We start from the raw sequence: 25,784 nt of genomic DNA, 5'->3' as shown, positions 1-25,784 counted from the left end.
TATTCATGATTAAACATAAAGTCCGAAGACAGCAATTGTCGAATAACCGATTAGATAAATCATTGAGCAAGGGCTTAGTTGCTGTAATCGTTACTTTGTTGGTTTCTTGCTCTGCAAATGCTCCTAAAGGTAGCGAATTTGGAGCTGTTCCTGTACCGATCGCTTCTGTAGAATCAGGCACAGTCACAGATAGTTCCGATTATGTCGCCAATTTGCAATCGCGCCAGTCAGTGACTCTGCAACCACGAGTTGATGGCTATGTTCAGGAGATCTATGTCAAGGCAGGCGATCGCGTAGAAGCAGGTGCGGCAATTTTACGAATAGATCCTACCAAACAACAAGCAGTCGTGCAGCGATCGGTGGCAGCCGTGGCAACTTCACAGGCAGATTTTGAAAGTGCTAGAGCTACGCTTATCCAGTTACGTGCTCGCAAAGAATCAACTTTATCTAGCGTTGATTTTAATGAAAAAGAGTACAAGCGCTATGCTGATTTAACATCACAGGGTGCAACCGCTAGGCAAAAACTCGATGAAGTTTCTAATAATTTGAGAAATGCCAGAGCCGAGCTAGGTCAAATTGATGCTCAGATTAATGCTCAGCAAGCAAGTATTAATAGCGCCGCTACTAGAATCGAAGAAAATCGAGCTGGTGCTGTGCAGGAAGAAGTGCAGCTAGATTTTTATACGGTAACAGCTCCTTTCGCGGGTATTGTTGGCGATATTCCCATTAAAGTTGGTGATAATGTTAATAGCACGACACAACTAACGACCGTAACTCAAAATCAAGTATTAGAAGTTCAGATTTCGGTCCCCATTGAGAACGCACCACGATTAAAGATTGGAATGCCTGTGGAGTTGTTAGATGCTCAGGATAAGCCCCTAGTCAAAGGTAATGTCGCTTTTATTTCCCCGAATATCAATCCTCAAAGCCAATCGGTTTTGGTAAAAGCTAATTTCAATAATGGAACTAATCAACTAAAAGCTAATCAGTTTGTGAGAGCGCGATTAATTTGGGCTTCCCGTGCTGGTGTACTAGTGCCAACTTCGGCAATTTCCCGTCTTGGAGGGCAAGATTTTATCTTCGTTGCAGAGCCTAGTCCAACCGATGGAAAATCTCTAATTGCTAATCAAAAACCAGTTAAGCTTGGGAAAATCTCTGGCAATAAACAAGAGGTATTAGAAGGTTTAAATCCCAAAGATCAGATTGTCGTTGCAGGTATTCTCCAATTACGGAATGGAGCGCCGATCGCGCCATTACCTGATGCTCCTAAGAAATAAAAAAAGCCTCGCATTGCGAGGCTTTTTTATTTCTTAGAGCAATTACCGCCCAAACCAAGAGATTTTTTGAAGGTGTTGCTTTGCAACACTTTCAAAAAATCTCTTGGTTTGGGTTTGAGCGCAAAGCGCTGTAAAAAGCTTAAAGCCCAAAAAGGCAAAGTGCCCGCTTAGCGGGCACTTTGCCTTTTTGGGCTTTAGTTTTAGAACTTAGATGAGGCATTGATATTATTAGTCTGTTCTAAAGCCGTAATCTGTTGCTGTACTGAAGGAGAATACAACCTCAGATAGTTCCAATAGTTACCAAAAACCTTGGACACATAATCTCTAGTTTCGTCATAGGGAATATTATTCACAAACTCATCGGGGTCGCCAAGTCCCTTTGCTTCTACCCATCGACCTATTGCTCCAGGGCCCGCATTATAGCTAGCAACAGCAAGCATGGAATTATCACTAAAACGGCTGTGGGTATAGTCCAGATACCAAGTTCCAAAATTGATATTATCTTCAGGTCTATCAAGATTATAGCTATTTACTCCCTTTTTGCTAGCAATCCATGAGCCTGTATCTGGCATAATTTGCATCAGCCCGATCGCACCTGAGCGTGAACGAATTTGAGCTTCAAATCTTGACTCTTGGCGCATCAAACCAATTACAAGAGCTGGAGAGAGTTTGCGATCCCGTGACCAGTTAGAAATGATATCCCAGTAATGAAAGGGATAGAGCGAATGTATATAAGCAGGATGTTGCTTGAGTTGGGCGATTTCGGCTTTTTGAGAATTGGGAACATCAATCCAATTCAAGCTTTCTAGAATTTTAATACCAATCAGGTTGTCTTGATTGGCGACACGGAGCACGCCATCAGTAAAAATTTCCCTTGGCTCCAGATTCCGCTTGCCACGCAATTCTGTAACCCATTGCGATCGCGCATCCCGATCTAGACCGAGAATATAAAGCTCTTGTAGTTTCGCCGAACCCGCAGGCAAAATGGCTCTTGCACTAGGCAATGCGATCGCAGGTGCTGTGTAACGCGCTGTGGTAAAAGTTCCCACATTCCAACCGAGAGAACTTGCCGATCTCCATGCGTAATAGGAATCGGGATGTTGACGGATTGTAAACTCAAAAAACTTCTTGGCTTTGGCTTTATCACCAATTTGGTTAGCCCATTTACCTGCCCAAAAGCTCGCTTCGGCTGCGGAGGCGCTGTCAGGACTATTGGCAATCAATGAGTCAACCGTGGCGATCGCATTCTTGATCTGTCCGCCACGCCCTTGACCTTTGGCAATGCGCCAACGCAATTCACCAGCATCATTACTAATGCCATAGCGACTTAGCAATAAATTACGAACGTCGCTTGCGGATTTGGGGCTATCCAGTTTATCTTGCAAGATGGCAGCCTTAATCCCTAGGGCTTCGCCTGCGGTATCGGGATAGCTAGTGACAATGCGATCAGTTACCGCGATCGCAGCTTCAGGGGAGTCAATCTGCGTAATCCGAATTAGAGCGCGAGGGGCTTGCGGGCTTTGCGGAAATTGTTGGACAACGCGGTTGTAAGCGGCGATCGCATTGTCGAATTGTTTGCCACGATGCAGGCTGCGGGCATAATTGTATGCGGTTATCGGATTGACGGTGGCGCGAGTATAGGCATTAGCGGCTCTACCAAATTCAAAATTATTGTAATAGCTCTCAGCGATCGCCCACCATTGGTCAGATGTGAGTGAAGGTGAAATGGCAACTAGACGATTTAAAATCCGGACAATCTCTTTGGAATCACTAAAATAAGTCGCCAGATGCGCCATCAAATCAACTCGATTTGGATCTTGGGCTAGTAGGCGCAATACAATTTCTTGCGATCGCGGATGAGCAGGAAATTTTTGTAAAAGCTGTTGATTTTGTCCTAAGGCAAACATTGCTTCGGCAGATGCAGGACTATCGGGGAACTTGGCTAAAAGTTGCTCCCAAGTTGCTTTTGCCGATTGGAGATCGCGCAGTTGGGTTTGAGCTTGTGCGCGTTTGAGCAAAACATAGTCGGCCAAAATTGGATATTCTGTCTCCAATTTATCAAGAGCAGCGATCGCTTCGCGGGGCTTACGGTTGTTGAGATGAATATCCGCAATTACCAAACGAGCGCGAACACGATCAGTATCGGTATTATTAGGACTTTGCTGTTTAGCCTGAGTTTCTAATTTGGCAAGCCTTTGATCGAGTGGAGAGTAAGTAAGTGGATCAAAAGACTTGCTGTCTCGGTTATTCCCTAAGCTTGCATTCAGCGTAATGTCTGAGTCAGAAGAAGCGGTAATTAGTGGGGCGCTAGCTCCTGCTAATGTAGCACTGAGCATAAGCACGATGGACCAACGCATTAATTTTCTCATCCCGATACATTCTTGATGTTCAGCATCCTAGCATTTTTCACTGGATGACTTATAGCACTTTTAGTGAAACACAACCGAGAATATTAAGAAGCGGCGCTTCTTAATATTTTTAGTACAAAGTTGCTAAGCGATCGCTCCACTCTAATAATTATTAACTAGCCAGACTTGAATATTGGTTTCTAAGTTCCCAATATCTTCAGGGCATAGTTTCCGAATGCGATCGTAACGATTAGCTGCTTCTTCTGCGAGAATTCCTCTACCTTGACATCTTGCTGTTAATAGCGATCTCTGTTCCGCAAATTGCACGAAATATCCTTTTTTAGATTTCCTCTCAGCACGAATATCTGACCAATTCCAATTTTTGGGAAGATCGCTACATCCTGCTAAAACCCATACTTCTAACTCTTGCCAAGCATTTTCGCCGATAAATTTTTTTGGACTTTGATAGTTCTCTGCTAAAAATTCTTGCGCTCGTTTTTCTAGTCCATCAAGTTTTGCTCGTCTATCATCATTACCATCGCGATCGACACATACCAAAAACAAGTCGGTCATACCGCCATATCTTTGCATAATTTCTTGAATCTTTTCCCATCTCAGGGCTTCAGCATGACCTCGGAGGCATGGATTTTTGCAGACGGTAACTTTTGCTTTTGGCTTACCGATCGCAGTCATCATCGCTCTGACAATCGGTAGCACCATACTCTCATCATTGACAAAATCTTCAAGAATAATCAGAACATTCATGCTTCTTGCACCTCGTCATCTTCGAGAAAATACATCGCATCTTCTAGCCAGCCTGAATCGAGTAAGCTCGATAATCCATCATTGGCGACAAGTTCCCTAGCGTTGGGAATGTCCATGATTTTGGTTATGCGTGACTCTGTGCGATCGCCTATTCGATACATCAAAGAGGCATATTCGAGACTGGCAGGGCTTAGAAAATTTAACAAAAGTGGCGAGTGTGTAGAAATCACGATTTGCATTGAGCCATTTGATACTTCCTGTTCCATTAGTTGCAGCAGCAAGCTTAACCGATTGGGATGAATGCCATTTTCAGGTTCTTCAAAAAAGTAAAAGCGCGATCGCTGATTACCCAAAAGCGCCGCCAATAGTCCTAAAAATCGTAATGTTCCATCGGATGCGCTATAAGCAGTTGTTTTCTGTCCGCTAGCCTCTTCGATTCTAAGTAGAACTTTGCCAGTAAAGTCTTCTGGAAAATCAAAATCTTTTGCATCCATTGGCGTTAATGATTGCAACCAATCCAATAAAATCGCCTTACGGGTATCATCGCGACAAATATCTAACATGACCGATGATAAATTTTCACCGCGATCGCCTAAAACATTTTGCCCCGCTAAAGTCGGAAGCCTCATCACATCTGGATTAAGCTCAAGAAATCTCATTTCACTTATGGCATTTAAAGCTAGTTCACAAAATTTTCTTGCAACTGGTATTTTGTAATTTTCTTTGTCAAGCTTCTGAATATGGGGTTTAACTCCACTCGCCGCTAAAAAAAGAATGGGAATATAGTTTTGGAAAAATTGATATGGATCAAGAGCACTCCCATTCACTTCATCAATTTCGTAATAATCATAAAAACGAACAGCAATAGTATTTTGTAAATGAACTCTAGCGTCTGTGTCGAAAATTGCGTGTTTTTTCTGTCTGCAATGGAGGTTTTCTGCAAGAACAATCGGTACTGGACTAAAAGCAGTAAGCCTTATCTCAATGTGGTAATCCATGTCATACTCTGTGTCGCCATCTTGGACGGAAAAGGAAATAGAGATCGCAAAAGAATCCGCACCACAATAAGTTATTTCTTTTGTCCCGCCGCGAATACCTCGCCATTGCAGTACGCCACCTTCACCATATTTTTCGCCAATGATTTCGGCAATACTATAACCTCGCGAAATGCCGTGCAAAAACCGAAAAGCATCGCGAATATTGCTTTTGCCTGAAGCATTTGTCCCAACTAAAACCGTCAAATCTCCAAGCGAAAGCTCGGCATTTTTAAAACTTTTAAAATTTTCTAAACGCAAACTCTTTAGCATTGAAATACTCAATAAGTAAGTTGTTGGAATTAAATGTAGGATGGGTTAGCGATAGCGTAACCCATAATTGAGGCACAATTGATGAGTTACGTTGCACTAACGCATCCTACAAATAATTAAGCCTTCCTACTTATAAGTCATTATCCCTTCGTTTTCTCTAACACAAAACTGCTGAGCGATCGCCTCACCGAAACAATCGGAATTTGGGCGATCGCCTCCGCTGCAAAGGCATAGGTCAGTAGATTCGCGGCACTCTCAGCATCGATCGCTCGACTTTGCAGATAGAAGATTTCCTCAGCATCGAGTTGACTGACGGTCGCACCGTGAGCGCATTTGACATTATCTGCAAAAATCTCTAGTTGGGGCTTCGTATCCACTCGCGCTTTGGGCGACAACAAGAGATTGCGGCTTAGTTGTGCAGAATCAGTCTGCTGAGCGAGTTTAGCAACTTGGATTTTGCCATTAAAGACAGCATGGGAGCGCCCTGACGCAACACATTTATGTAACTGCTTACTTGATCCATGAGGATAGTTGTGAGCGATCACCGAATGTGTGTCTGCAAGCTGGTCACCATCGACAAATGCTAATCCAGTCAGTGAGGTTTGGGTTTGCTCAGCCATTTGATGCACGATCAAATTCTGGCGAGATATCTTCGCGCCGATGCTAATGGATTGATTTTTATAGCTACTGTTTCGAGCCTGTGCGATCGCAGTCATATTGATATGCACCGCCTGATCGCCTTGCCACTGCACCTTGGTGTGATTGACTTCAGCACCCTCGGCAAGCCAAACTTCTGTTACCGTATTGGTGAAATAGGTTTGAGCATCGGCTCCCACAAAAGTTTGGACAAAGGTCAAATTACTATGACTTTCAGCAATCACCAAACAGCGCGGCTGAGTTATTAATGTTGCGCCTGCCTTTGGTGCAGATACAAACAAAAGCTGGATCGGTGTTTCAACGACTAGATTTTTAGGGACAAGCACAATCGCCACATCTTCCATACAAGCTGTATTCAGGCTTGTAAAATAATCATTCGTATCTGGATGCTGAGCGAGGTGCGATCGCAGTTTTGGCAGAATGCGATCGCCAAGGGTTGCCAATGTGCCAAGAACTAAACCTTGCGCTACGCCAGTGATATCTGAGAATTTCTCGCTATACTGCCCATTCACAAACACAATCAGATTACCTGATGCTTCAGGAGCCGAATGCTTAGCAATTAATGCTTCGACATCCTCTGAAGTAGACAATTGATTCGCGAAAGTTAGATTTCCCAAAGACGAAACATCGGTATATTTCCATTCTTCATCTTTGGTAGTTGGGAAAGAAAGACCAGATAGGCGATCGCTAGCCAATTGACAAATTTCGCTCACAAACTGATCGGTGTCTTGAGCGATCGCGATCGCAGAACCTAAACCGATCACTTGGGAAGTAAACTTTTTGCTGTCAACAGCCAATTTACTGCGAGTGCTTAATGCACCCTTCAGTTCTGCTTGATCTTCTACTTGTTCAGAAACTTGAATAGCCATTATACCAACGCCGCCTCTTCTTCTTTGAGCCAGTCATAGCCCTTTTCTTCTAGTTCTAGAGCCAAGTCTTTACCACCTGTGAGAATAATCTTGCCATTTTCCATCACATGAATGAAGTCAGGAATAATGTAGTTTAGTAAGCGCTGATAGTGAGTAATCACTAGTGAAGAATTGAGAGGGGTTGAGAGCTTATTCACGCCTCCAGCCACAATCCTCAAAGCATCAATATCTAGCCCCGAATCTGTTTCATCGAGAATTGCTAAGGTCGGATCGAGAATAGCCATTTGCAAAATCTCATTGCGTTTCTTTTCGCCGCCCGAAAATCCTTCATTAACACTACGGCTCAAGAAAGATGGATTCATTTCTACGATTTCCAACTTTTCTTGAATAAAGTCATCAAAATCAATGATATCGAACTCTTCTAGCCCTTTGTGCTTTCTTAAGTTGTTATAGGACAATCGTAAGAAATCAGAATTAGTCACCCCAGGAATTTCCAGTGGGTATTGAAAAGCTAAAAATATGCCTTCTCTAGATCTAATTTCTGGTGCTAAATCTAATAAGTTTTCACCCTTATAAATAATCTCACCGCCTGTGACCGTATAAGCAGGATGTCCCGCTAACACTTTCGAGAAAGTACTTTTTCCAGACCCATTTGGTCCCATAATCGCATGGACTTCACCCGCCTTAATCTCCAGATTAAGCCCTTTTAAAATCTCGACTCCGCCAACTTCCGCAGTCAAGTTTTTGACTGATAAAATCACTTCACTATTTTCGACAATCATTAATTTTCTCTTAACAGTTAACTTCAATTGTAATACTTTTTAGCTTACATACCTACATACTCATCTTCAAAAACTTCTTCCCAAGTTAAGAAGGAGATATCAGACTTACAATTCATTTCTACTTCAGCTTTACGCTTAGCTTTGATAAAAGCTTGATCCCAGAGTGATTCGACAAACCCTTGATTTAGGCTAGGCATCTCTTCTTGACTATCCTCGATCGCATCGCGAGCATCGAGAATAGTAACAATCCAGCTACGACTACGCTTATCTGGTTGAGCTTTCCACTTGATGATATGCATCATTAAGCGAGTTAACTGACTTTTAACAGCTTGACGTTCTGATCTCGACATAGCATCAACTAGAGCTTGTAGCGCGACTTTTGCTTCTTCTGTTTGTCCATGATGGAGCAAAGCTTGGGCGGCTTCGGCTGTTTGGTAATGAGAATTTACCGCCATCATGTCCCAGTTTGTTTTTGGATTTGCTAGCATCACAATATCTCCATATACTTAGAGAGAATTCGGTAGTACTAAAAAGGAACGGATTTATATGGTAAGGATTGGCGGCGCTTCGTGCCGCCAATCCTTACCTATTTAGCACTACTAAGAATTCCTTAACATTTGTATAGCTTGTTCAATTATTTCAGGTTGGCTGACCATTTTGCCGAGTGCGATCGCATCATAAGCACCACCAAAAGCTTCTAGTCGGGCATTATCTAGAGCGAGATCGTAAGACTCTTCGAGGATTTCTCTAAGTTCGCGATCGCTTAAATAGTTTCCGCCAGACTTACGCCGTTTGTTGGTACGCTGGATTGAGAATATCGAATTACGGATTGATACCTCCCAAGAACTGGTAGATCTCTGCTCGGCAACTTGCTTGATGAGATGAAGTAAAAGAACTACAGCATAACTATAGATTTTATTGATCTTATCGTCTTTGCTCATTTCTTCTAACTCATCAATCAGCATAAGAGCAGATTGAACATCTCCTCTCTGCACTAGCGATCGCAGTTCCATGAGTTCTTCCATTAGCCAACTCCTTTAGCCCACACTGTTTTCCAACTTCAAAGCTAATAGCTTGTCAGCTTCAACGGCAAACTCCATCGGCAATGCATTAAATACTTCTTTGCAGAAGCCGCTAATGATCATGGAGACAGCATCTTCCACTGCGATACCACGTTGTTGGAAGTAGAACAATTGCTCTTCGCCAATTTTGGAAGTAGATGCTTCATGCTCAACTCTGGCGGTATTGTTTTGAACTTGAATATAAGGGAAAGTATTCGCTTGAGAGCAATCACCAATCAGCATCGAGTCGCATTGAGAATAATTTCTTGCGCCTTCAGCATTAGGCGAGATCTTCACCAAGCCACGATAGCTATTTTGGGAACCACCTGCGGAAATGCCTTTAGAAACAATTTTACTGCGGGTATTTTTGCCGATATGCACCATTTTGGAGCCAGTATCAGCTTGCTGCTTGTTGTTGGTCAGAGCGACAGAGTAAAACTCACCAATGGAGTTTTCCCCAACTAATACACAACTGGGATACTTCCAAGTAATTGCAGACCCAGTTTCTACCTGAGTCCAAGAGATCTTTGAGTTTTTGCCTTGGCACAAACCACGCTTAGTCACAAAGTTATAGATGCCACCTTTACCGTTCTTATCGCCAGCGAACCAGTTTTGCACAGTGGAATATTTGATTTCAGCATCATCTAGAGCGACTAACTCGACTACGGCTGCATGAAGTTGATTGGTGTCAAACATTGGTGCGGTACAGCCTTCGAGATAACTAACATAAGCTCCCTCTTCGGCAATGATCAAGGTGCGCTCGAACTGTCCAGAGTCACCATTGTTAATGCGGAAATAGGTTGACAAGTCCATCGGGCATTTCACGCCTTTAGGGATGTACACAAAGGAGCCATCGGTAAATACGGCAGCATTTAGTGCCGAGTAATAGTTATCTGCGATCGGGACGACGCTACCTAGATATTTTTTGATGAGTTCAGGATATTCATGCATCGCTTCTGTGATCGAGCAGAAGATCACACCAACTTTTGCTAAATCTTTTTTAAAAGTTGTGGCGATCGAAACGCTATCAAAAATGACATCAACGGCAACATTGGTGAGACGCTTCTGTTCGTTAATAGAAATACCTAATTTCTCGAAGGTATCTAACAGCTCAGGATCGACTTCATCGAGGCTAGCTTTTTTCTTTGACTGCTTGGGGGCTGAATAATAAACGATATTTTGGTAATCGATCGCAGGATATTCGACATGCGCCCATGTTGGTTCTTGCATCTTTAACCATTGGCGATACGCTTTGAGACGAAACTCCAACATGTATTCTGGCTCATTTTTTTTAGCCGAAATCATGCGGACGACATCTTCGCTCAGACCGCGAGGAATCGTGTCCGACTCAATGGACGTAACAAATCCATATTTGTATGGTTGGTTGACAAGTGCTTGAACCGTTGCAGTCATGTCAGTAGAGGCTCCTGATAATTGATGTGCAAAGTTAGCGCTTTGTGCTACCTTTGCTGGACTAAAACAACTTACTTGTTTCTTTACTAATTGTAGGTTACATTAACAACATGTAAGTTGTCAAAGTCAATTTTTTGATAACTGTGTCACTTAATCGAGTCTTGACTCTATGCAAGAGTCAGTTGCCATCAGGAGCTTAATGTTTATGAAAACTCCCATCGGTGTCGCTGAAATGATTTCGCCAGACCTAAAGCTAGATCATAAGCATGATGCTAAACAAGATACTAAGCAGGATATTTTGCAACACTTGCTTAAGCGTGGTGAGGTGACAGCGCAAGACTTAGCCGAAAAGCTGGATATTAGTCCACAGGCAATTCGTAAGCATTTAAAGGATCTAGAAACTGAGGGACTTATCTATCACACTGCTGAGCAGGCTGGTATGGGTAGACCCCAGTTCATTTATGCGTTAACAACTGCTGGGCGCGATCGCTTTCCCGATAGTTATAACCAATTTGCCGTAAATTTCCTTGATACGCTGATCGATACGTTAGGCAAAGAGCAAGTATCTGAAGTATTACAAAAGCAGTGGCAACGCAAAGCACAGCATTATAAATTGCAACTTGGAGGAGGCTCACTCAAACAACGATTAGAAAAATTAGCCGAAATTCGCCGTAGTGAAGGTTATGTGACGGAGTGGTTTCCTGTGGAGGGCACTGAAGGTTTTATTTTTACGGAATATAACTGCGCGATCGCCCATGTGGCTGAGTCGTTTCCGAGTGTGTGTGGGCATGAGCTGGAAATGTTTGCGACTGTCCTAGAGCGTCCTGTAGAACGCACGCATTGGATGGTGAACGGTGAGCATCGTTGTGGTTACTTAATCCCAAACAAGTAAAATAAGGAACCAATTTTTTGTGGCGCGGCAAAGCCGCGCCACAAAAAATTGGTTCCTTATTAAATCCCACAACCATTAGCTCTCAATTATTCTGTTAGCATAGATATTAGTAGTTATGGTTGTGAGAGAGTGCGGCGCAAAGTGCCGCACTCTCTGAGCCTATAGTTTTGAGATAAATACAGGAAAAAATATGAGTTTAACTCTAACCAGAGATAATGTCGAAAATGTTTTAGATGAGTTGCGTCCTTATCTAATGTCTGATGGTGGCAATGTGGAACTTGTCGAAATCGAGGGACCAATTGTGAGATTGCGCTTGCAAGGTGCCTGTGGATCTTGTCCTAGCTCGGCGATGACGCTGAGAATGGGAATTGAGCGCAAGTTGAAGGAAGAGATTCCTGAAATCGATGAAATCGAACAGGTTTTTTAAACCCAAATAAATAAAGGCGGCACTTCGCGCCGCCTTTATTTTTATGGAAGAGAATTTTGGATTTGTGAAAATAGAGATTGTATTTTCTTAAACATCTTTTGTATATTCTCTTCTGTTTGATCTTTGCCAACTTGTTGTAAATCATTAGCGATCGCTGCTATTGAAATCATACCTAAGTTACTTGATGCACCTTTGATAGAGTGAGCAACTCGCGCAATCTCATGATAATTATTTTCAGCGATCGCCTGTTCAAGTTGCTCTAAACTTTCTGAAGTAGACTCAAAAAAAGTTTGCATAATTTCAGCTTTAAACTCTTCACTACCATCAGCAATACTATCTATGTAAGTCCAGTCAATTAATGGCAGAGATTCTGAGTTATTAGGATTTGGATCTAGGGAATTAGTATCAACATTTATATTATCTATTATTGCTGTAGTTGTGACCTCAGAAGCGTTCAACGCAGAAGATGCGATCGCATTCTGAGCAAAAATAATTTTCTCCCATTCTGCTAATTTACGAGCGACATCTTCTTTGCGTATGGGTTTGCTGAGATAGTCATCCATACCACAAGCAATACAGCGATCGCGATCTTCTTTCATGGCATTAGCTGTCATCGCCATAATCACAATTTTGCTTTTTTCTGAATCTAGCTGACGAATGGCTCTTGTTGTCTCATATCCATCCATTTCAGGCATTTGGCAATCCATGAGAATGATGTCATAGGGTATGCATTCAAGTAGATGAAGGACTTCTTTGCCGTTGCCTACTACATCTGCATCATAACCAAAACTACGTAGCTGATGTAGAAACACTTTTTGATTAATGGGATTATCTTCAGCAATCAAAATTTTCAGTTTGGAAGTTTTTAGGGGTACATCAGCCTCCTGCATCAATGGCGCAGGACGAAAAACTTCACTCTTAGTATTTATAGAAACTACTTCCACCAAGACTTCCAATAAGCGAGACTGTTTTACTGGCTTGACAAGATAAAACTCAAATCCTAGCTCTCTAACTCGACTGATACCACCTTGCTGATTTAGAGATGTCAGCATGATTAATTTGAGATCTTTCAGGATGGGGTCAGCCTTGATCTGTGCGCCCAGCATTTCGCCATCAAGATCGGGCATTTGCATATCCAGAATTGCTAAATGATAGCGATCGCCTTCTTCCACGGCTGCTTGTAAAATCGCGATCGCATTAGAAGCATTTTGTAATGCATCAACTCGCATTTGCCAAGCAGTTAGTTGATAAGTCAGGATTTTGCAATTGGTTGCATTATCATCAACTATCAAGACGCGAACATCCTTAAGATTAACTTCTTGACGTGGTTTAAGCTGTGCGATCGCAACTGGAGACTGCTTCGCAAATGGAATCCTAAACCAAAACTGTGAACCCTTGCCTTCTTCACTATCGATGCCAATTTCGCCACCCATGAGATCGATAATTTGTTTGCAAATAGCAAGTCCTAAACCTGTACCACCATATTTGCGTGTAGTCGAAGCATCAACTTGGGTGAATGGTTGAAACAGCTTTTTCTGAGCTATAGGGGATATCCCAATACCAGTATCAATAACTCTAAATTCGATCATTGCTGTCGATTCAGTTTCTGACTTGAGGGATACTTTGACAATGACTTCGCCTTCTGAAGTGAACTTAACGGCGTTACTAACCAGATTAGTTAATATCTGCCTGAGACGCGAAACATCGCCACATAGATAAATAGGCACATTTTGATGAACTAGTGACGCAAGCTCTAATCCTTTTACCTGAGCAAGCATGGCAAGTAAATCGGTTACTTCCTCAACACTGATGTTAAGGTCAAAATCAATCTCTTCTAATTCCATCTCATGAGCTTCAAGCTTCGAGAAATCAAGAATTTCATTGATTAATGTCAGCAGATTTTCGCCACTAATTCTCACTGTCTCCACAAAATCTCGCTGGAGAGCCGAAAGCTCAGTATCGGCAAGCAAGCCTGTCATTCCAAGTACTGCATTCATCGGCGTGCGAATTTCATGGCTCATAGTCGCGAGAAAAGAGCTTTTCGTCTTTGTTGCTATTTCCGCTTGATGACGAGCTTTTTCTAATTCAATATTCTGCTGAGAGAGTTGCTCACGGCGTAATGTTTCTTGTTCTAATAAAGTAGCTTGGTAAAGAGCAATACCTACTTGATTGCCAAGCTCCGCTAAAAAGTTAACTTCAAAACTGCTCCAGTGCCTTGGCTCGCTACATTGGTGCGCGATGAGTAGTCCCCATAGTCGATCGCTTTCAAGGATTGGCACGACTAAGTTAGCTTGCACCTGACACTGAGCCATCATTTTTTTATGGCAATCGGACATATCCGAATTAGGAATATCGTCATTTACGACTTTACGACCTTGTCGAAAATCTTCCCATAGTCCATGCCGAAAGCAGACATCTTTGATATCAGATGTTAATAAAGCCATCCAAGGTGGCTCCACGGACTCAACTGCAACTACACCGTCCCATTCACCATCAAATCGATATACAACTACACGATCTGCTTTGAGGTATTTTCTTACCTCTTCAACAGTTGTGTTTAAGATCTCATTAACATTCAACGATTGACGAATGCGTAGAGTGATTTGAGAGAAAACTATTGATCGCCAATTCTGCAAACGCACTTCTTCTTCGACTTGTTTGCGATCGGTAATATCTAGTCCTGAGCCAATGATAAAATCAATTTTATTATCTGAATTAATTACAGCCGTAGTTGACCAAGAAATTAACCGACGCTCCCCACTCTTAGTTATCCAATGATTTTCGTAGGAATTTGGTAGGTTTCTATTAGAAAATCGTGTAAAAGTCTTGCTAAATGACTCAGCATCTTCAGGTGGCAGAAAAATCTTGTAAAAGTTCTGATTTCTTACTTCTTCATAGTAATAACCAGTTACTCTTTCACATTCACGATTAAATCTAATTATCTTGCCTTCTAGATCTAATACAATTACGAGCGCACCAACTGTATCCAGCACCGTAACTGTAAAATCTCTTTCTTGCTTAAGGCTAGTTTCTAGTCGGCGACTTATAAGTGTTTCATTGTAGACAGAATAAAACAGCAGACCAAGTATGCCTAAAGTCGAAAGCAATGTAATTAAGGAAATATTAACAGCATTAGCAGTTGAAGCTTGCTTGTTTTGTAACCATAGCGATAAATCATCTTTAGAAATATTGATCAGTTCTTCTAGTTCAGTTTCGGTGAGATCTTCAGCATCCCAAATTTTTTTTTCTAATATTAGTTTCTGCGTAGATTTTAGTCCAGAAGATTTATAAGACTCTACAATGTCATTCGAGTCTTGCAATCCTTTGCGAAGATGTTTTAATAAGAGTGTGATCGTTTCCTGATAGTCAACCCTACTCTTCTGACCATCCAGATTAGATAATTGCTCTCTATTATTCTTCTGACTCAAGTACTGAAGTTTTAGAATATCAACTTCCAATTCTGCAACCAAAAGTTTATATGCTTCTAGACTTTCTTGATTACCTAAAAGAAGATATGCTCCTACTGAATTTTTTAAATCGCGGATTTGATTGAGGGGTTTCTGGATTTTCTCTAACTCATCTTGTCTCTGTAAAAATTCAATGTTTGATTCTTTTAAATTGCTGAGATTCATATAAGAAATCGCACCCATCCCAATCACGATTGAGGCAATGATCCCAGTCCAAAATGCAATCTTCTTAAGAAAATTTTTCTCCGCAGGTTTAGCTGTTTTGGGTATGGATAAGCGGCTAATTTCATTTAAGCTACGGCGAGTTTCAATCAAATATGCAGTCTGATGACCCAGCGATTTGAGTGCTGATATCTGTCCTGCACTCAGATTTCTTGGTTGTCGATCAATTACACAAAGTGTTCCTAGAGGATAGCCTTCTACAGTTTTAATGGGGATTCCCGCATAAAAGCGCATGTTGGGCGGTCCAGTTACCAGTGGATTGTTAGCAAATCTCTCGTCTTTAAGAGTGTCAGGAATTATAAAAATTCCATCTTTTAGAATTGCATGAGCACAAAAAGCTACTTTCTTCGGAGTTTCTGTTTCACTGATACCAACTTTTGACTTAAACCATTGCCGATCTTTGTCGAGTAAGCTGACCAAAGCGATCGGTGTTTGACAAATATAGGCAGCCAATTTCGTGATATCGTCAAAGCCTTGCTCTGGCTCGGTATCTAAGATGTTGCACTGATGGAGAGCGGCAACTCTTTCTAGTTCATTCGGTGGTTCTTGTGCAGAGATCATGTAAGTTTTGGTTGAGGAGTTTGGGATCAAGCTTCCCAAATCAAGTTTTTTTAATTAGATGTTTTTCGTTAATTCCAATTCAACTTTACTTACGCCAAGACTATAAAGTGTACAAGTAGGTAAACTTAATTAAATGTAGGATGCGTTAGTGAAACGTAACGCATCAATTAGTTGTCAATGATGGGTTACGCTATCGCTAACCCATCCTACGTTTAATTCCAACAACTTACTTATCTTAATATATAGCAATCCTAAATCGTTTGTGGAAGAGCGGCATTTGAAATGATTACTATTCCAGAAACTTCAAAAACTACAGACTAATACTTAGTATCAATTTAAAGGTATTTCCTAACCAAATCAGGGCGACTATGCCACCAAATATTGCTAAAGGCACAATCGCTAAAGTTTTCCAGATTTTAATTCCTAGCGCCACCGAAGCACTCCATATTTGCCAGACAATAAACCAGATCATCACCGCGATCGCCGCGAGAATCCGAAATTGGGGCGACAGGCTTAGCGCAGGAGCCATAAATAGCCAAGGTAAACTAGCAAAGCCCGTTAGGGTCAACAATTGGCGCATCTCGACATTCTTTTGAAAAACATTAGCTAATTGCTTGAGCAAAAACGTAAAAAAGACCCAACCAATAAACCCGCTAATCACTGACCAAATGATTCGATAAATTGCAAATTGATCGAGACGTAAGGTTTCTAGAATATTTACTAAAGCAATTACGATCGCTGCTTGCACAAAGTTTGGATTTGCCTTGAGCTGCTCAAAGGTAACTTGTGGCAAAAAGAGCGTCCCATAGAGGCGATCGAGAAAAGTTCCCAGATTTTGTGGCAGTTGGGGATTGATGTCACTGTTGGGGATGCTATCTGTAGCGATCGCATTTAAATCAGCAGAATTTGGCTCAGTGGGATTCATGTTGATATAAGTCTAAATTTGCCGTGATTTTGTCTTAATCTAATACTAACTGCTAACTGACTCTAACATGATTGACCTCGACACGACTCAAACTCATCACCTTCTCAACATTGATGCAACCCAATTGCCACAAGGTTTACGAGGGAGAATTACGATCCCTGGAGACAAGTCAATTTCGCATCGGGCGTTAATGCTTGGCTCACTAGCAGAGGGCGAGACCACAATTCGAGGGTTATTGCTAGGTGAAGATCCTCGTAGTACTGCGGCTTGCTTCTCGTCAATGGGTGCAGCAATATCTGAACTTAACTCGGAATTAGTCACGATTAAGGGCATTGGGCTGGGCAATCTAAAGGAGCCGCTAGATGTTTTGAATGCTGGTAATTCGGGAACAACTCTACGCTTGATGTTAGGGATTTTGGCAAGTCATCCCGATCGCTTCTTTACCGTCACAGGCGATAGCTCTTTGCGATCGCGCCCCATGTCTCGCGTGGTTAATCCTTTGCGACAAATGGGAGCAAATATCTGGGGTCGGGAAAGTGGAGCAAGAGCGCCTCTTGCCATTTTGGGGCAAAATCTAAAAGCAATTCACTATCAATCACCTGTAGCTTCGGCACAGGTCAAGTCCTGCATCATGCTAGCGGGATTAATGACCGATGGCGAAACGATTATCACCGAGCCAGAGCGATCGCGTGATCATAGTGAAAGGATGCTAGCTGCCTTCGGTGCAAAAATCACAGTTGATATTGATACAAATACTGTTGCCGTTAAAGGCGGTGCAAAACTAGTTGGACAGGCGGTGATCGTACCTGGCGACATTAGTTCGGCAGCATTTTGGCTAGTAGCGGCTTCCATTGTTCCCAATTCTGATTTAGTAGTTGAGAATGTCGGGGTTAATCCTACTCGTACAGGCATTCTCGAAATTCTTACTGAGATGGGCGCAGATATTACCTATGAGAATCAACGCGAAGTTACAGGTGAACCCGTTGCCGATTTGCGAGTACGCTCTTCAAGTCTCAAGGCTTGTAGGATTGGTGGTGCGGTAATTCCGAGATTAATTGATGAGATCCCGATTTTAGCGATCGCGGCTAGCTGTGCTGAGGGAACCACTATTATTGAGGATGCTGCCGAGTTACGGGTCAAGGAAAGCGATCGCATTGTGGCGATGGTTAAGGAAATGACGAAAATGGGAGCGAATGTGACGGAACTTCCAGATGGCATGGCGATCGTTGGTGGTAGAGTTCTTACTGGTGCTGAAGTAGAGAGCTATGACGATCATCGCGTTGCCATGAGTCTGGCGATCGCTGCCCTAGTTGCCAAGGGCAAAACTTCCATCAATCGCGCCGAGTCCGCCGCCATTTCTTATCCATCGTTTATTCCAACCTTGCAGGGTTTGTACGCAAAATAATTTTTTTGAAAGTATTGCTTTGCAACACTTTCAAAAAAATTATTGGTTCGGGTTTGAACGCTTTGCGATGTATAGCAATGCAAGTTTTGCTTAGGACATAAAACCCAAAAGATGAGTGGCGGCGCGAAGCGCCGCCACTCATCTTTTGGGTTTTGATTTGTCCTAGCTATCTCTTGCATTGCTATAGAATAAAGTCGGTACGAGTTGATTTTGGTTTTGAGAGATGGGCGCTATGCGCCCACTCTCTCAAGGCTAGTTTTAATCACAAAATAAAATGTTGCACCTTGGGTAACTAGATTAGACTGCCAGTTTAATGGAGGATTACCGCCAACTTCCCCAAAACTCTCAACCCATATCGTTCCATCCATTAGCTCAATTAACCGCCTACTAATCGCCAAACCTAAGCCAGTACCCCCATATTTTCGGCTAATCGATGTGTCGGCTTGTGTAAAGGCTTGAAATAGATTGGATATGCGATCACCTTGAATACCGATACCAGTATCAGTAACCGCAAATTTAAGCTCATATTGCTCACAATCAGATAATGGGCTGCCACTAACCCCGACCAACACCTTTCCCTGAGGCGTGAACTTGATGGCATTACCAACTAGATTGATCAGGATCTGACGCAAACGCGAACTGTCACCGATCACCTTTAAAGGAACATCAGGATCGATTGAGAATTGCAGTTCAATTTTTTTGTCCTTAGCTTGACCATTCATTAAATTGCAGACTGAACTTAAGACCTCAGCTAAGACAAATTCTCTTTGCTCTATTTGCAGCATCCCTGATTCAATTTTAGAAAAATCAAGAATATCGTTAATGACCGCTAAAAGGACATCACCACTTTCTAAAATAGTTTTCACAAAGTCTTCCTGATCTTCCGTAAGTTCGGTAGTGGCAAGTAACTGCGCCATCACCAAAACCCCATTCATCGGCGTGCGGATTTCATGACTCATGTTAGCCAGAAACTCACTCTTCGCTCTAGTGGCTGCTTCTGCATCTTCCTTCGCTTTTGCCAAAGCCATCTCTGAAAGCTTCCGTTCTGTGATATCCCTTGAAATTTGGATAACGGTATCCGCAGACAAGGGTGAAATATTGGAAGAAAACCATATTTCTCTACCATCAATTTCTAAAACATAGTCACAACTTGCCATTTGCTTGGTCGTCAATGCTTTGTGAATGGTTTGCAAAATAAGATTCGCCACCTCTATCGGCAATTCTTCTTGAATAGGCTTGCTTAAAACTTCCTCTTGAGTTCCCTTTAGATTCAAGCCTTTGGTCGGAGCTACTTTGAGGCAATGCCCCTCTGCATTGCGAACTAAGATCACATCAGTCAGAGCATTAAACAGAGTATTCTGTTCGATATATGCAGTCTTGAGATCGGCTTGACTTTCTCGCAAATCACTTTCAGTCTGTTTGCGATCGCTAACATCCATAGAGATTCCAGCCATTGCATAAATATTACCTTGCAGGTCACGAAGCGGAAATTTAGTTGCAAAGAAAGTGTGAATTCCATCAGGAAATTCTACAGTTTCTTCAACTTGAATCGTGGACTGTTGTGAGATTGCTTGGCGATCGTTAGCCCGAAGACTATCGGCAACTTCTATAGGTAGAAAATCATAATCAGTTCTGCCACTCATCTCTTCTTGACTAATTTTCAATACCCTTTCAAATTCTTTGTTGACATTTAAATACTTACCTTCTAGATCTTTGATATAGCAAATGGCAGGCATATTATTTAGAAATGCCTCTAATCTTGACTCATTCTCAATGAGTTTAATTTTTAGTTGGTTGCGATCGCTTATATCTTTCATGATTCCGATTTCGCAATCTTGTCCATCAAGATAAACCAGACTTGCGGATATCAAAACCGTCTTAACATCACCAATTGCGGTACGAATTTCCACTTCAAAATTTTGAATGTTGCCTTCACTAATTAGTCTCCGCTGATAATCCTCTATATCTTCAACATCAGTCCATAAATTGAGTTCGATGAAAGTGTTGCCAATAATATCGCTTTGAGGGATTCCTAAAAAATGACAAAGACTTTGATTGACATATAAATATTTGCCCTCTGACAATGTAGAAATCCAGACTGGATCGGGGCTTACCTGAAAAATTGTCGCAAATTTGTCTTCAGATTCTTGCAGTGAATTTTCGACTTGCACAAAAGCTTGATGCAGTTGTGCAGACATCCAGTTAAATGATGTTGCTAAAGTTTTGAGTTCCGCGATCGCTAAGTCTTCTGGAAAACTTTGCCAATCACCTTTAGCTATAGATTCACTTGCCTTACTCAACCTCAATATTGGACGAGAAATCCATCGGGTTGTGAGTAGCCCCATTCCAATTGCAACAAACAAAATCAGTCCACAGAAAAGAATTGTCCAATTAGTATTTGCTTGAATCTCGGACATAAAGTCAGATTCTGGGATCACTAGTACTGAGAGCCAATCTAAATCTTGAGAGCTGACTTCATTTTTTAGCGGTACAATCCGCACAAAATATCGTATTCCATCTTTCTCAAATCGAAACTTTTGCCGTTCAGAAATACTTTCTAGGCGACCAAAACGTTCCTTTAAATGATTTGCCGTTACTTTGGTTGTGGTATTTTGACTATCGAAAACACTTAATCTCCGATGATCGGGATTGACATTTTTTGCGAGAGTCTCTTTGTCTTGCGTTAAGGGTGTCAGTATACCTTGGCGAAAAGGAATCTCCCCTGTTGACATACCAATCATTTTGCCATTGCGATCGATGATAAAGGCTTGTCCTGTTTTCCCAATCTTGAGCTTCTGGAGAAAATCTCCTAATTGGGTCAGCGATACCGAAGCTCCCAACACACCCTGAAAATTATTGTCGCGATCGAAGAATGGTAAGAAGTTGACCGCAATCAGTGAAGGCATATTCGGGGTTGCCAGAGAAACATTAATCTGCCAAAGCGATCGCCCAGCATTTTTAGTTTGTCCATACCAAGGATTATTCGGCGGATCGTTGTGAGGATCATATGTAGTTGAACGTCTGAGCAGCTTGATGCGATTACCGTCACTATCAGCTAAATAGTTATCCCAAACATTATTAGTTGATTTGTGTCTTAGTCGAATTACACGAGAACCATCATCTAATTTTTCCACAATGAGAATTTCTTTTTGCTCATTAGCGATCGCCACTGCGGATATTTCTGGAAAGATCTGTGATTGTTGCCAAAAATATTTCTCTACGGTCGCCAAATCTCGCCAGTCTAGAATCCCCAGCTTGATACTAGCAGCATTATTGCGGTTGATTTCAGTTGGCTTGTGGAGATGATTAATAAGGTTCTGATCGATGCGATCGCCTAATTCATTCATTACCTGATTTGCCATTTTATCAACTGCCGCCTCGCTACTGCGATAGGATAAATAGCCCACCAGACCTACTATTCCGATAATTTGGATCACAAACTGTACAAGCAACACCCAATAAAGCGATATGTTACTCAGCAAAAATCGTTTGCGTAGATCTTGAAAAGACATCTATAAATTTATGTCCATTAGGTTTATAGCTCTAAATTGTATAGCGATTGTCAGTTATGAAACCAATTTGCGAGTTATCAGTGCCGTAGGTGCAAGATAACTCAAAAGAAAGTTAGGCGGGGCGGACAAACCATAAACTCCGTTTGCCATCGTGAGAAATACAATCCAGAATTAGGTCTTTAACCTTAATCGGTAAGCGCCCACTCCGACGCGATCGCCGTAAACTGCTGGGAGAACATTCCAAAATTTTGGCAATCTCGGCAGTTGTCCAAAGCCGAGTAAAAAGATCGTCTGGAAAGGAAGACATACTCTGGGCTAGTTCTTTCCATGCCTGAACATAAATTTCAGTTGCATCAGTATGCTGGATTATTGTTTCATTGTCATTGCTATTGCCTACCTCCACTAGAGCAGGAGGTCTTGGATCTAATTCACCAAAAATTTCAGTATCAATATAAACTTGGACATTAAAGATATCGTCCCAACTTTTAAGAAACTCCTCCTCATTTTCTGTTTCCAAACTATTTTGATCGCTTCGCAAAGACAGATCTGTTAAGAAAGGTTTATCTGCACCTCTTTTTACTGTAGAGATCAGATTTTCTAAGGATTCGATTATATTTTGTTGGTTATGGTTTTTGTAGAGACTAATGATCTCTTGGATGGATAGGGCAAGCTCTTTTGGTACGGCTTGCATCTCTACATCTGATTGCGGCGTTGGCGGTAAGGGATCGACCACAGGAAAGACCCAAGTAAAATTACTGTGGAACTAAGTACCTTGGCATAATTAAAAAAAACAAGTCCAAAAACAATACTGCCCGCTGCGCGGGCGAGACATTTTTTTGGTTTTATATTTAATTGTGCTCAGCTACTTATAAAAGATTTCAAACAAATCCACGATTTTAAAAGTATAACGTTAGTCTCTATGTAGACAACAACTATTCACTGATTTGGCGATCAGCAAAAGCACGTATGTTTGCAAACACCTATTCAATTTCTTCAAAATCTACCAATAAATTCCCAATAATTTATTCAGACAGTTTTCTGAGTCATGATACTGGGCTTTATCACCCAGAAAAAGCTGGTCGGCTTACAGCCATAGTTGAGGCTCTAAAAAATTCAGCGATCGCAACGCAATTAACTTGGCAAGAACCAACCTATCGACCAAGCATCTTAAAAGAAGTGCTTCGCTTTCATACTCAAGAATATCTTGAAACTTTGCAAGCAATTACCGAGCGTGGCGGAGGTTATATCGATGGAGATACGATCGCTTCGGCTCAAACCTACGATGTTGCCCTACTTGCCCTGAGTGCATGGCTTGATGGTGTTGATATAGTTCTAGAGTCAGGTCGCCCCGCCTTTGTGCTAGCACGTCCGCCTGGGCATCATGCCCGCGCTCACTCAGGTATGGGGTTTTGTATTTTTGGTAATGCCGCGATCGCGGCAATGTCTGCAATTGATCGATTAAATCTTCAGCGTGTTGCCATCCTCGACTGGGATGTCCATCACGGCAATGGCACACAGGAAGCTGTCTGGGATCGTCCTGATATTGCCTATATCTCAACGCATCAAGCACCATTTTATCCAATGACAGGTCGTAAAGATGAGACAGGAAATCATGACAATATTTTGAATGTCCCAATGCGATCTGGTTCAGCGATCGCAGAATATTTGCCAGTGTTTGAAAATCAGATCATGTCATTTTTACGAAATTTCAATCCTGACTTATTAATCGTTAGCGCAGGATTTGATGCTAATGCTGACGATCCTTTGGCAAGTATTTTGCTGAAGCCAGAAGATTTTGGTATATTTACGAAGATGTGTTTAGATCTAACCCCCAAAATCTTATTCGGCTTAGAAGGCGGGTATGACTTTGATAGTCTTTCGCGATCGGTCATTTCTGTAATCGAGCAATGTCTATAAAAAATAAGTAGTGGTAATTCATGAATTACCACTACTTATTTTTTATAGACATAAAGAATAAAGGACGCATCGCGTCCTTTATTCTTTAACCTTCTTTGTTGATGAAAGGCAGTAACGCAACTACACGAGCTTGTTTAATCGCTGTCGTCAATGCACGCTGTTGCTTTGCAGTTAAACCTGTAATGCGGCGAGGCAAAATTTTGCCGCGCTCAGTGATGTATTTACGCAGTAATTCGACATCTTTGTAGTCGATTTTGGCAGCAGGCGCGATCGGAGAGAGGCGCTTGCGATAAAAAGAGGAGTTCATTGCCATGATTGGGATTACGCGGTTTTAGTTATTAGATTAATGGACTATTTGATTTCGATTACTTGATTTCTTTATGAACGGTGTGAGAGTTGCAATGAGGGCAGAACTTTTTGAGTTCTAATCTTGCGGTTGTATTACGACGATTTTTCATGGTCGTATAACGAGACACACCAGGCGATCGCTTGTTAGCATTAGTGCGACATTCGGTACACTCTAATGTAACTACGAGACGGACACCTTTGTTTTTAGCCATTTTTTTAGTTGTGAGATTACTTAAAAGTGCGATCTACGATTGTTACACAAAAACATGCCAATCTTCAATATAAATTTGAGATATTCAGCAATTCTCATTATGAAACCAATTTTTATAATGAGAATTACTGGAATAGCGGCGCAAAGCGCCGCTATTCACTTCTTTGGTTTATGACCTATATTAAGACTCTAGAAACTTTTTAAACGGGTTGCTTTGCAACCCGTTTAAAAAGTTTCTAGAGTCTTCTTTGAAGACGAAGTTGAGCAATGGGATTCGTGCAAAGTTATACAGAATAGATTTTTATATCGTTGTAGCGTCAGGCTTGTAAATTTATGCACAAGAGTGATGTTTATGGTAGCGACCCAAGAAGTATATTTGCCACGTAATTGCACCTTCAACCCAACTGATTGGCAAGCGCTTGCGCCCTTCTGGTATCCTGTTGCCTTCTCCCATGAAATCACAACCGAAAAGCCCTATGGTACGCACCTATTAGATGAACGACTAGTCATTTATCGAGTTTCCGATGGCTCGATTATCGTCGCCCAAGATCTATGCCTACATCGTGGTGCACCTTTGAGTTTAGGCTGCATTGAAAACGATCGCCTCGTTTGTCCTTACCACGGCGTGCAATACGATCGCGATGCAAAATGTGTTTACATTCCTGCACAGCCCGAAGCAAAAATTCCATCACGGCTTAGGCTCAAGACATATTCTGTCATAGAGCGCTACGGTCTAGTCTGGACGAGATTAATTGACAATGGGCCATTACCACTTCCTGATATGAGTGAATGGGAAGATCCAGATTATATTCAGGTATTACCCAATTCTGTGGATTTGGATGCGGCCGCAGGTCGGCAAGTGGAAGGATTCTTGGATGTCAGTCACTTTGCCTTTATTCATGCGAAGTCTTTTGGAGAGCAGGATAATCCTGAAGTTCCAGACTATGCGATCGAGCAAACTGAGAATGGTTTTCGTGCAGATTACATAAGTACTGTTAGCAACTATGCCCATGGCATGAAGCATTTAGCTCCGCCTGATTTCTTGTGGCGAAGACTATTTGAACTGTTTGTTCCTTTCACCGCAAAGTTAACCGTCTTCTTCCCCCACGGTAACCTGCATGTTCTCAATGCGGCTTCGCCAATCTCCGCCCGTAAAACGCGATTGTTTGTGCCGATTTGTCGTAACTTCGATAAAGACGCTCCACTTCAAGATACTCTCGATTTTAATGATCAGGTATTTTATGAGGACAAGGCGATCGTTGAGGAGCAATGGCCTGAAGATTTGCCTATCTGTCTCGCTGACGAAGTACATATTGCTGGCGATAAGAGTTCCATCACTTTCCGCAAACGTCTCGCTGCGATCGGCTTAGGCAAGTCTTTTACTTCGTAATCAAAGAAATGGCGGCGCTTTGCGCCGC

The 25,784-nt window shown here is 42.0% G+C and carries 20 protein-coding genes; 6 read left to right on the top strand and 14 right to left on the bottom strand.

Annotated features, from left to right (window positions below; all coding sequences use genetic code 11):
- Positions 1-5 precede the first annotated feature (5 nt).
- Positions 6-1,277, top strand: coding sequence for an efflux RND transporter periplasmic adaptor subunit (locus APA_RS00790; protein ID WP_236579346.1), 1,272 nt, complete (start codon positions 6-8; stop codon positions 1,275-1,277).
- Positions 1,278-1,477: 200 nt separating this feature from the next.
- Here APA_RS00790 and APA_RS00785 read toward each other — a convergent pair whose 3' ends face one another.
- From APA_RS00785 to sufB, 8 genes are all read right to left on the bottom strand, one after another.
- The gene (locus tag APA_RS00785; protein ID WP_201320424.1) at positions 1,478-3,634 is read right to left on the bottom strand and encodes a transglycosylase SLT domain-containing protein; all 2,157 of its coding nucleotides are present in this window, start codon (positions 3,632-3,634) and stop codon (positions 1,478-1,480) included.
- A 153-nt stretch (positions 3,635-3,787) separates the two neighbouring features.
- Positions 3,788-4,390 (bottom strand): hypothetical protein, encoded by a 603-nt coding sequence (locus tag APA_RS00780; protein ID WP_201320423.1) that lies wholly within the window; start codon positions 4,388-4,390, stop codon positions 3,788-3,790.
- Entirely contained in the window at positions 4,387-5,697 is a 1,311-nt protein-coding gene (locus APA_RS00775) for an AAA family ATPase (RefSeq protein WP_201320422.1), read from the bottom strand. The genes APA_RS00780 and APA_RS00775 overlap by 4 nt, the downstream gene beginning before the upstream one ends.
- 140 nt (positions 5,698-5,837) lie before the next feature.
- Positions 5,838-7,223, bottom strand: coding sequence for a Fe-S cluster assembly protein SufD (sufD, locus tag APA_RS00770; RefSeq protein ID WP_201320421.1), 1,386 nt, complete (start codon positions 7,221-7,223; stop codon positions 5,838-5,840).
- Positions 7,223-8,005: a Fe-S cluster assembly ATPase SufC gene (gene sufC / locus APA_RS00765; RefSeq protein ID WP_201320420.1), complete on the bottom strand. Its 783-nt coding sequence runs from the start codon at positions 8,003-8,005 to the stop codon at positions 7,223-7,225. The genes sufD and sufC overlap by 1 nt, the downstream gene beginning before the upstream one ends.
- A 44-nt stretch (positions 8,006-8,049) precedes the next feature.
- A complete protein-coding gene (locus APA_RS00760) occupies positions 8,050-8,493 on the bottom strand; it encodes a DUF29 domain-containing protein (RefSeq protein ID WP_201320419.1) in 444 nt (147 codons plus the stop codon).
- A gap of 111 nt (positions 8,494-8,604) precedes the next feature.
- Positions 8,605-9,030, bottom strand: coding sequence for a DUF29 family protein (locus tag APA_RS00755; protein WP_201320418.1), 426 nt, complete (start codon positions 9,028-9,030; stop codon positions 8,605-8,607).
- Positions 9,031-9,042: 12 nt separating this feature from the next.
- Complete coding sequence (sufB, locus tag APA_RS00750; protein WP_201320417.1) at positions 9,043-10,479, bottom strand: Fe-S cluster assembly protein SufB; 1,437 nt, start codon at positions 10,477-10,479, stop codon at positions 9,043-9,045.
- Positions 10,480-10,711: 232 nt separating this feature from the next.
- Between sufB and sufR the strand changes: the two genes are divergently transcribed.
- Both sufR and APA_RS00740 read left to right on the top strand, forming a co-directional pair.
- Entirely contained in the window at positions 10,712-11,371 is a 660-nt protein-coding gene (sufR, locus tag APA_RS00745) for an iron-sulfur cluster biosynthesis transcriptional regulator SufR (RefSeq protein WP_374101332.1), read from the top strand.
- A gap of 190 nt (positions 11,372-11,561) precedes the next feature.
- On the top strand, positions 11,562-11,798 hold the full coding sequence (locus APA_RS00740; protein WP_094536202.1) for a NifU family protein: 237 nt from the start codon (positions 11,562-11,564) through the stop codon (positions 11,796-11,798).
- A 41-nt stretch (positions 11,799-11,839) separates the two neighbouring features.
- Here the strand turns inward: APA_RS00740 and APA_RS00735 are convergent, their stop codons facing one another.
- Together APA_RS00735 and APA_RS00730 are read right to left on the bottom strand one after the other, a co-directional pair.
- Positions 11,840-16,048: a response regulator gene (locus APA_RS00735; protein ID WP_201320415.1), complete on the bottom strand. Its 4,209-nt coding sequence runs from the start codon at positions 16,046-16,048 to the stop codon at positions 11,840-11,842.
- 310 nt (positions 16,049-16,358) lie between these two features.
- Positions 16,359-16,973 carry a YIP1 family protein gene (locus APA_RS00730; protein ID WP_201320414.1) on the bottom strand — a complete coding sequence of 205 codons (615 nt, stop codon included), beginning with the start codon at positions 16,971-16,973 and terminating at the stop codon, positions 16,359-16,361.
- A gap of 67 nt (positions 16,974-17,040) precedes the next feature.
- Between APA_RS00730 and aroA the strand changes: the two genes are divergently transcribed.
- Positions 17,041-18,378, top strand: coding sequence for a 3-phosphoshikimate 1-carboxyvinyltransferase (gene aroA, locus APA_RS00725; protein WP_201320413.1), 1,338 nt, complete (start codon positions 17,041-17,043; stop codon positions 18,376-18,378).
- 230 nt (positions 18,379-18,608) lie between these two features.
- On the opposite strand, the gene APA_RS00720 is transcribed toward aroA, so the two are convergent.
- Together APA_RS00720 and APA_RS00715 are read right to left on the bottom strand one after the other, a co-directional pair.
- Positions 18,609-21,890, bottom strand: coding sequence for a PAS domain-containing protein (locus APA_RS00720; protein WP_201320412.1), 3,282 nt, complete (start codon positions 21,888-21,890; stop codon positions 18,609-18,611).
- 112 nt (positions 21,891-22,002) lie between these two features.
- The gene (locus APA_RS00715) at positions 22,003-22,623 is read right to left on the bottom strand and encodes a hypothetical protein (protein WP_201320411.1); all 621 of its coding nucleotides are present in this window, start codon (positions 22,621-22,623) and stop codon (positions 22,003-22,005) included.
- A gap of 233 nt (positions 22,624-22,856) precedes the next feature.
- On the opposite strand from APA_RS00715, the gene APA_RS00710 reads away from it, so the two are divergent.
- Complete coding sequence (locus tag APA_RS00710; RefSeq protein WP_201320410.1) at positions 22,857-23,807, top strand: histone deacetylase; 951 nt, start codon at positions 22,857-22,859, stop codon at positions 23,805-23,807.
- A gap of 85 nt (positions 23,808-23,892) precedes the next feature.
- Here the strand turns inward: APA_RS00710 and rpsR are convergent, their stop codons facing one another.
- The gene (gene rpsR, locus APA_RS00705; RefSeq protein WP_055074037.1) at positions 23,893-24,114 is read right to left on the bottom strand and encodes a 30S ribosomal protein S18; all 222 of its coding nucleotides are present in this window, start codon (positions 24,112-24,114) and stop codon (positions 23,893-23,895) included.
- A 58-nt stretch (positions 24,115-24,172) separates the two neighbouring features.
- Positions 24,173-24,367 (bottom strand): 50S ribosomal protein L33, encoded by a 195-nt coding sequence (gene rpmG / locus APA_RS00700; RefSeq protein ID WP_094535841.1) that lies wholly within the window; start codon positions 24,365-24,367, stop codon positions 24,173-24,175.
- A gap of 351 nt (positions 24,368-24,718) precedes the next feature.
- Between rpmG and APA_RS00695 the strand changes: the two genes are divergently transcribed.
- On the top strand, positions 24,719-25,756 hold the full coding sequence (locus APA_RS00695) for an aromatic ring-hydroxylating dioxygenase subunit alpha (protein ID WP_236579345.1): 1,038 nt from the start codon (positions 24,719-24,721) through the stop codon (positions 25,754-25,756).
- Positions 25,757-25,784: the final 28 nt, after the last annotated feature.

The sequence above is a fragment of the Pseudanabaena sp. lw0831 genome (assembly GCF_016584665.1).
In the GTDB taxonomy this organism is placed as follows: Bacteria; Cyanobacteriota; Cyanobacteriia; order Pseudanabaenales; family Pseudanabaenaceae; genus Pseudanabaena.
The sequence above is the reverse complement of the archived record's forward strand: the minus strand, read 5'-3'. Positions and strand labels throughout refer to the sequence as shown.

Bases quoted from the DNA above. Each gene is read 5' to 3' on its own strand.
- APA_RS00790 (WP_236579346.1), top strand. From the start codon at position 6: ATGATTAAACATAAAGTCCGAAGACAGCAATTGTCGAATAACCGATTA.
- APA_RS00785 (WP_201320424.1), bottom strand. From the start codon at position 3,634: ATGCGTTGGTCCATCGTGCTTATGCTCAGTGCTACATTAGCAGGAGCT.
- APA_RS00780 (WP_201320423.1), bottom strand. From the start codon at position 4,390: ATGAATGTTCTGATTATTCTTGAAGATTTTGTCAATGATGAGAGTATG.
- APA_RS00775 (WP_201320422.1), bottom strand. From the start codon at position 5,697: ATGCTAAAGAGTTTGCGTTTAGAAAATTTTAAAAGTTTTAAAAATGCC.
- sufD (WP_201320421.1), bottom strand. From the start codon at position 7,223: ATGGCTATTCAAGTTTCTGAACAAGTAGAAGATCAAGCAGAACTGAAG.
- sufC (WP_201320420.1), bottom strand. From the start codon at position 8,005: ATGATTGTCGAAAATAGTGAAGTGATTTTATCAGTCAAAAACTTGACT.
- APA_RS00760 (WP_201320419.1), bottom strand. From the start codon at position 8,493: ATGCTAGCAAATCCAAAAACAAACTGGGACATGATGGCGGTAAATTCT.
- APA_RS00755 (WP_201320418.1), bottom strand. From the start codon at position 9,030: ATGGAAGAACTCATGGAACTGCGATCGCTAGTGCAGAGAGGAGATGTT.
- sufB (WP_201320417.1), bottom strand. From the start codon at position 10,479: ATGACTGCAACGGTTCAAGCACTTGTCAACCAACCATACAAATATGGA.
- sufR (WP_374101332.1), top strand. From the start codon at position 10,712: ATGATTTCGCCAGACCTAAAGCTAGATCATAAGCATGATGCTAAACAA.
- APA_RS00740 (WP_094536202.1), top strand. From the start codon at position 11,562: ATGAGTTTAACTCTAACCAGAGATAATGTCGAAAATGTTTTAGATGAG.
- APA_RS00735 (WP_201320415.1), bottom strand. From the start codon at position 16,048: ATGATCTCTGCACAAGAACCACCGAATGAACTAGAAAGAGTTGCCGCT.
- APA_RS00730 (WP_201320414.1), bottom strand. From the start codon at position 16,973: ATGAATCCCACTGAGCCAAATTCTGCTGATTTAAATGCGATCGCTACA.
- aroA (WP_201320413.1), top strand. From the start codon at position 17,041: ATGATTGACCTCGACACGACTCAAACTCATCACCTTCTCAACATTGAT.
- APA_RS00720 (WP_201320412.1), bottom strand. From the start codon at position 21,890: ATGTCTTTTCAAGATCTACGCAAACGATTTTTGCTGAGTAACATATCG.
- APA_RS00710 (WP_201320410.1), top strand. From the start codon at position 22,857: ATGTTTGCAAACACCTATTCAATTTCTTCAAAATCTACCAATAAATTC.
- rpsR (WP_055074037.1), bottom strand. From the start codon at position 24,114: ATGAACTCCTCTTTTTATCGCAAGCGCCTCTCTCCGATCGCGCCTGCT.
- rpmG (WP_094535841.1), bottom strand. From the start codon at position 24,367: ATGGCTAAAAACAAAGGTGTCCGTCTCGTAGTTACATTAGAGTGTACC.
- APA_RS00695 (WP_236579345.1), top strand. From the start codon at position 24,719: ATGGTAGCGACCCAAGAAGTATATTTGCCACGTAATTGCACCTTCAAC.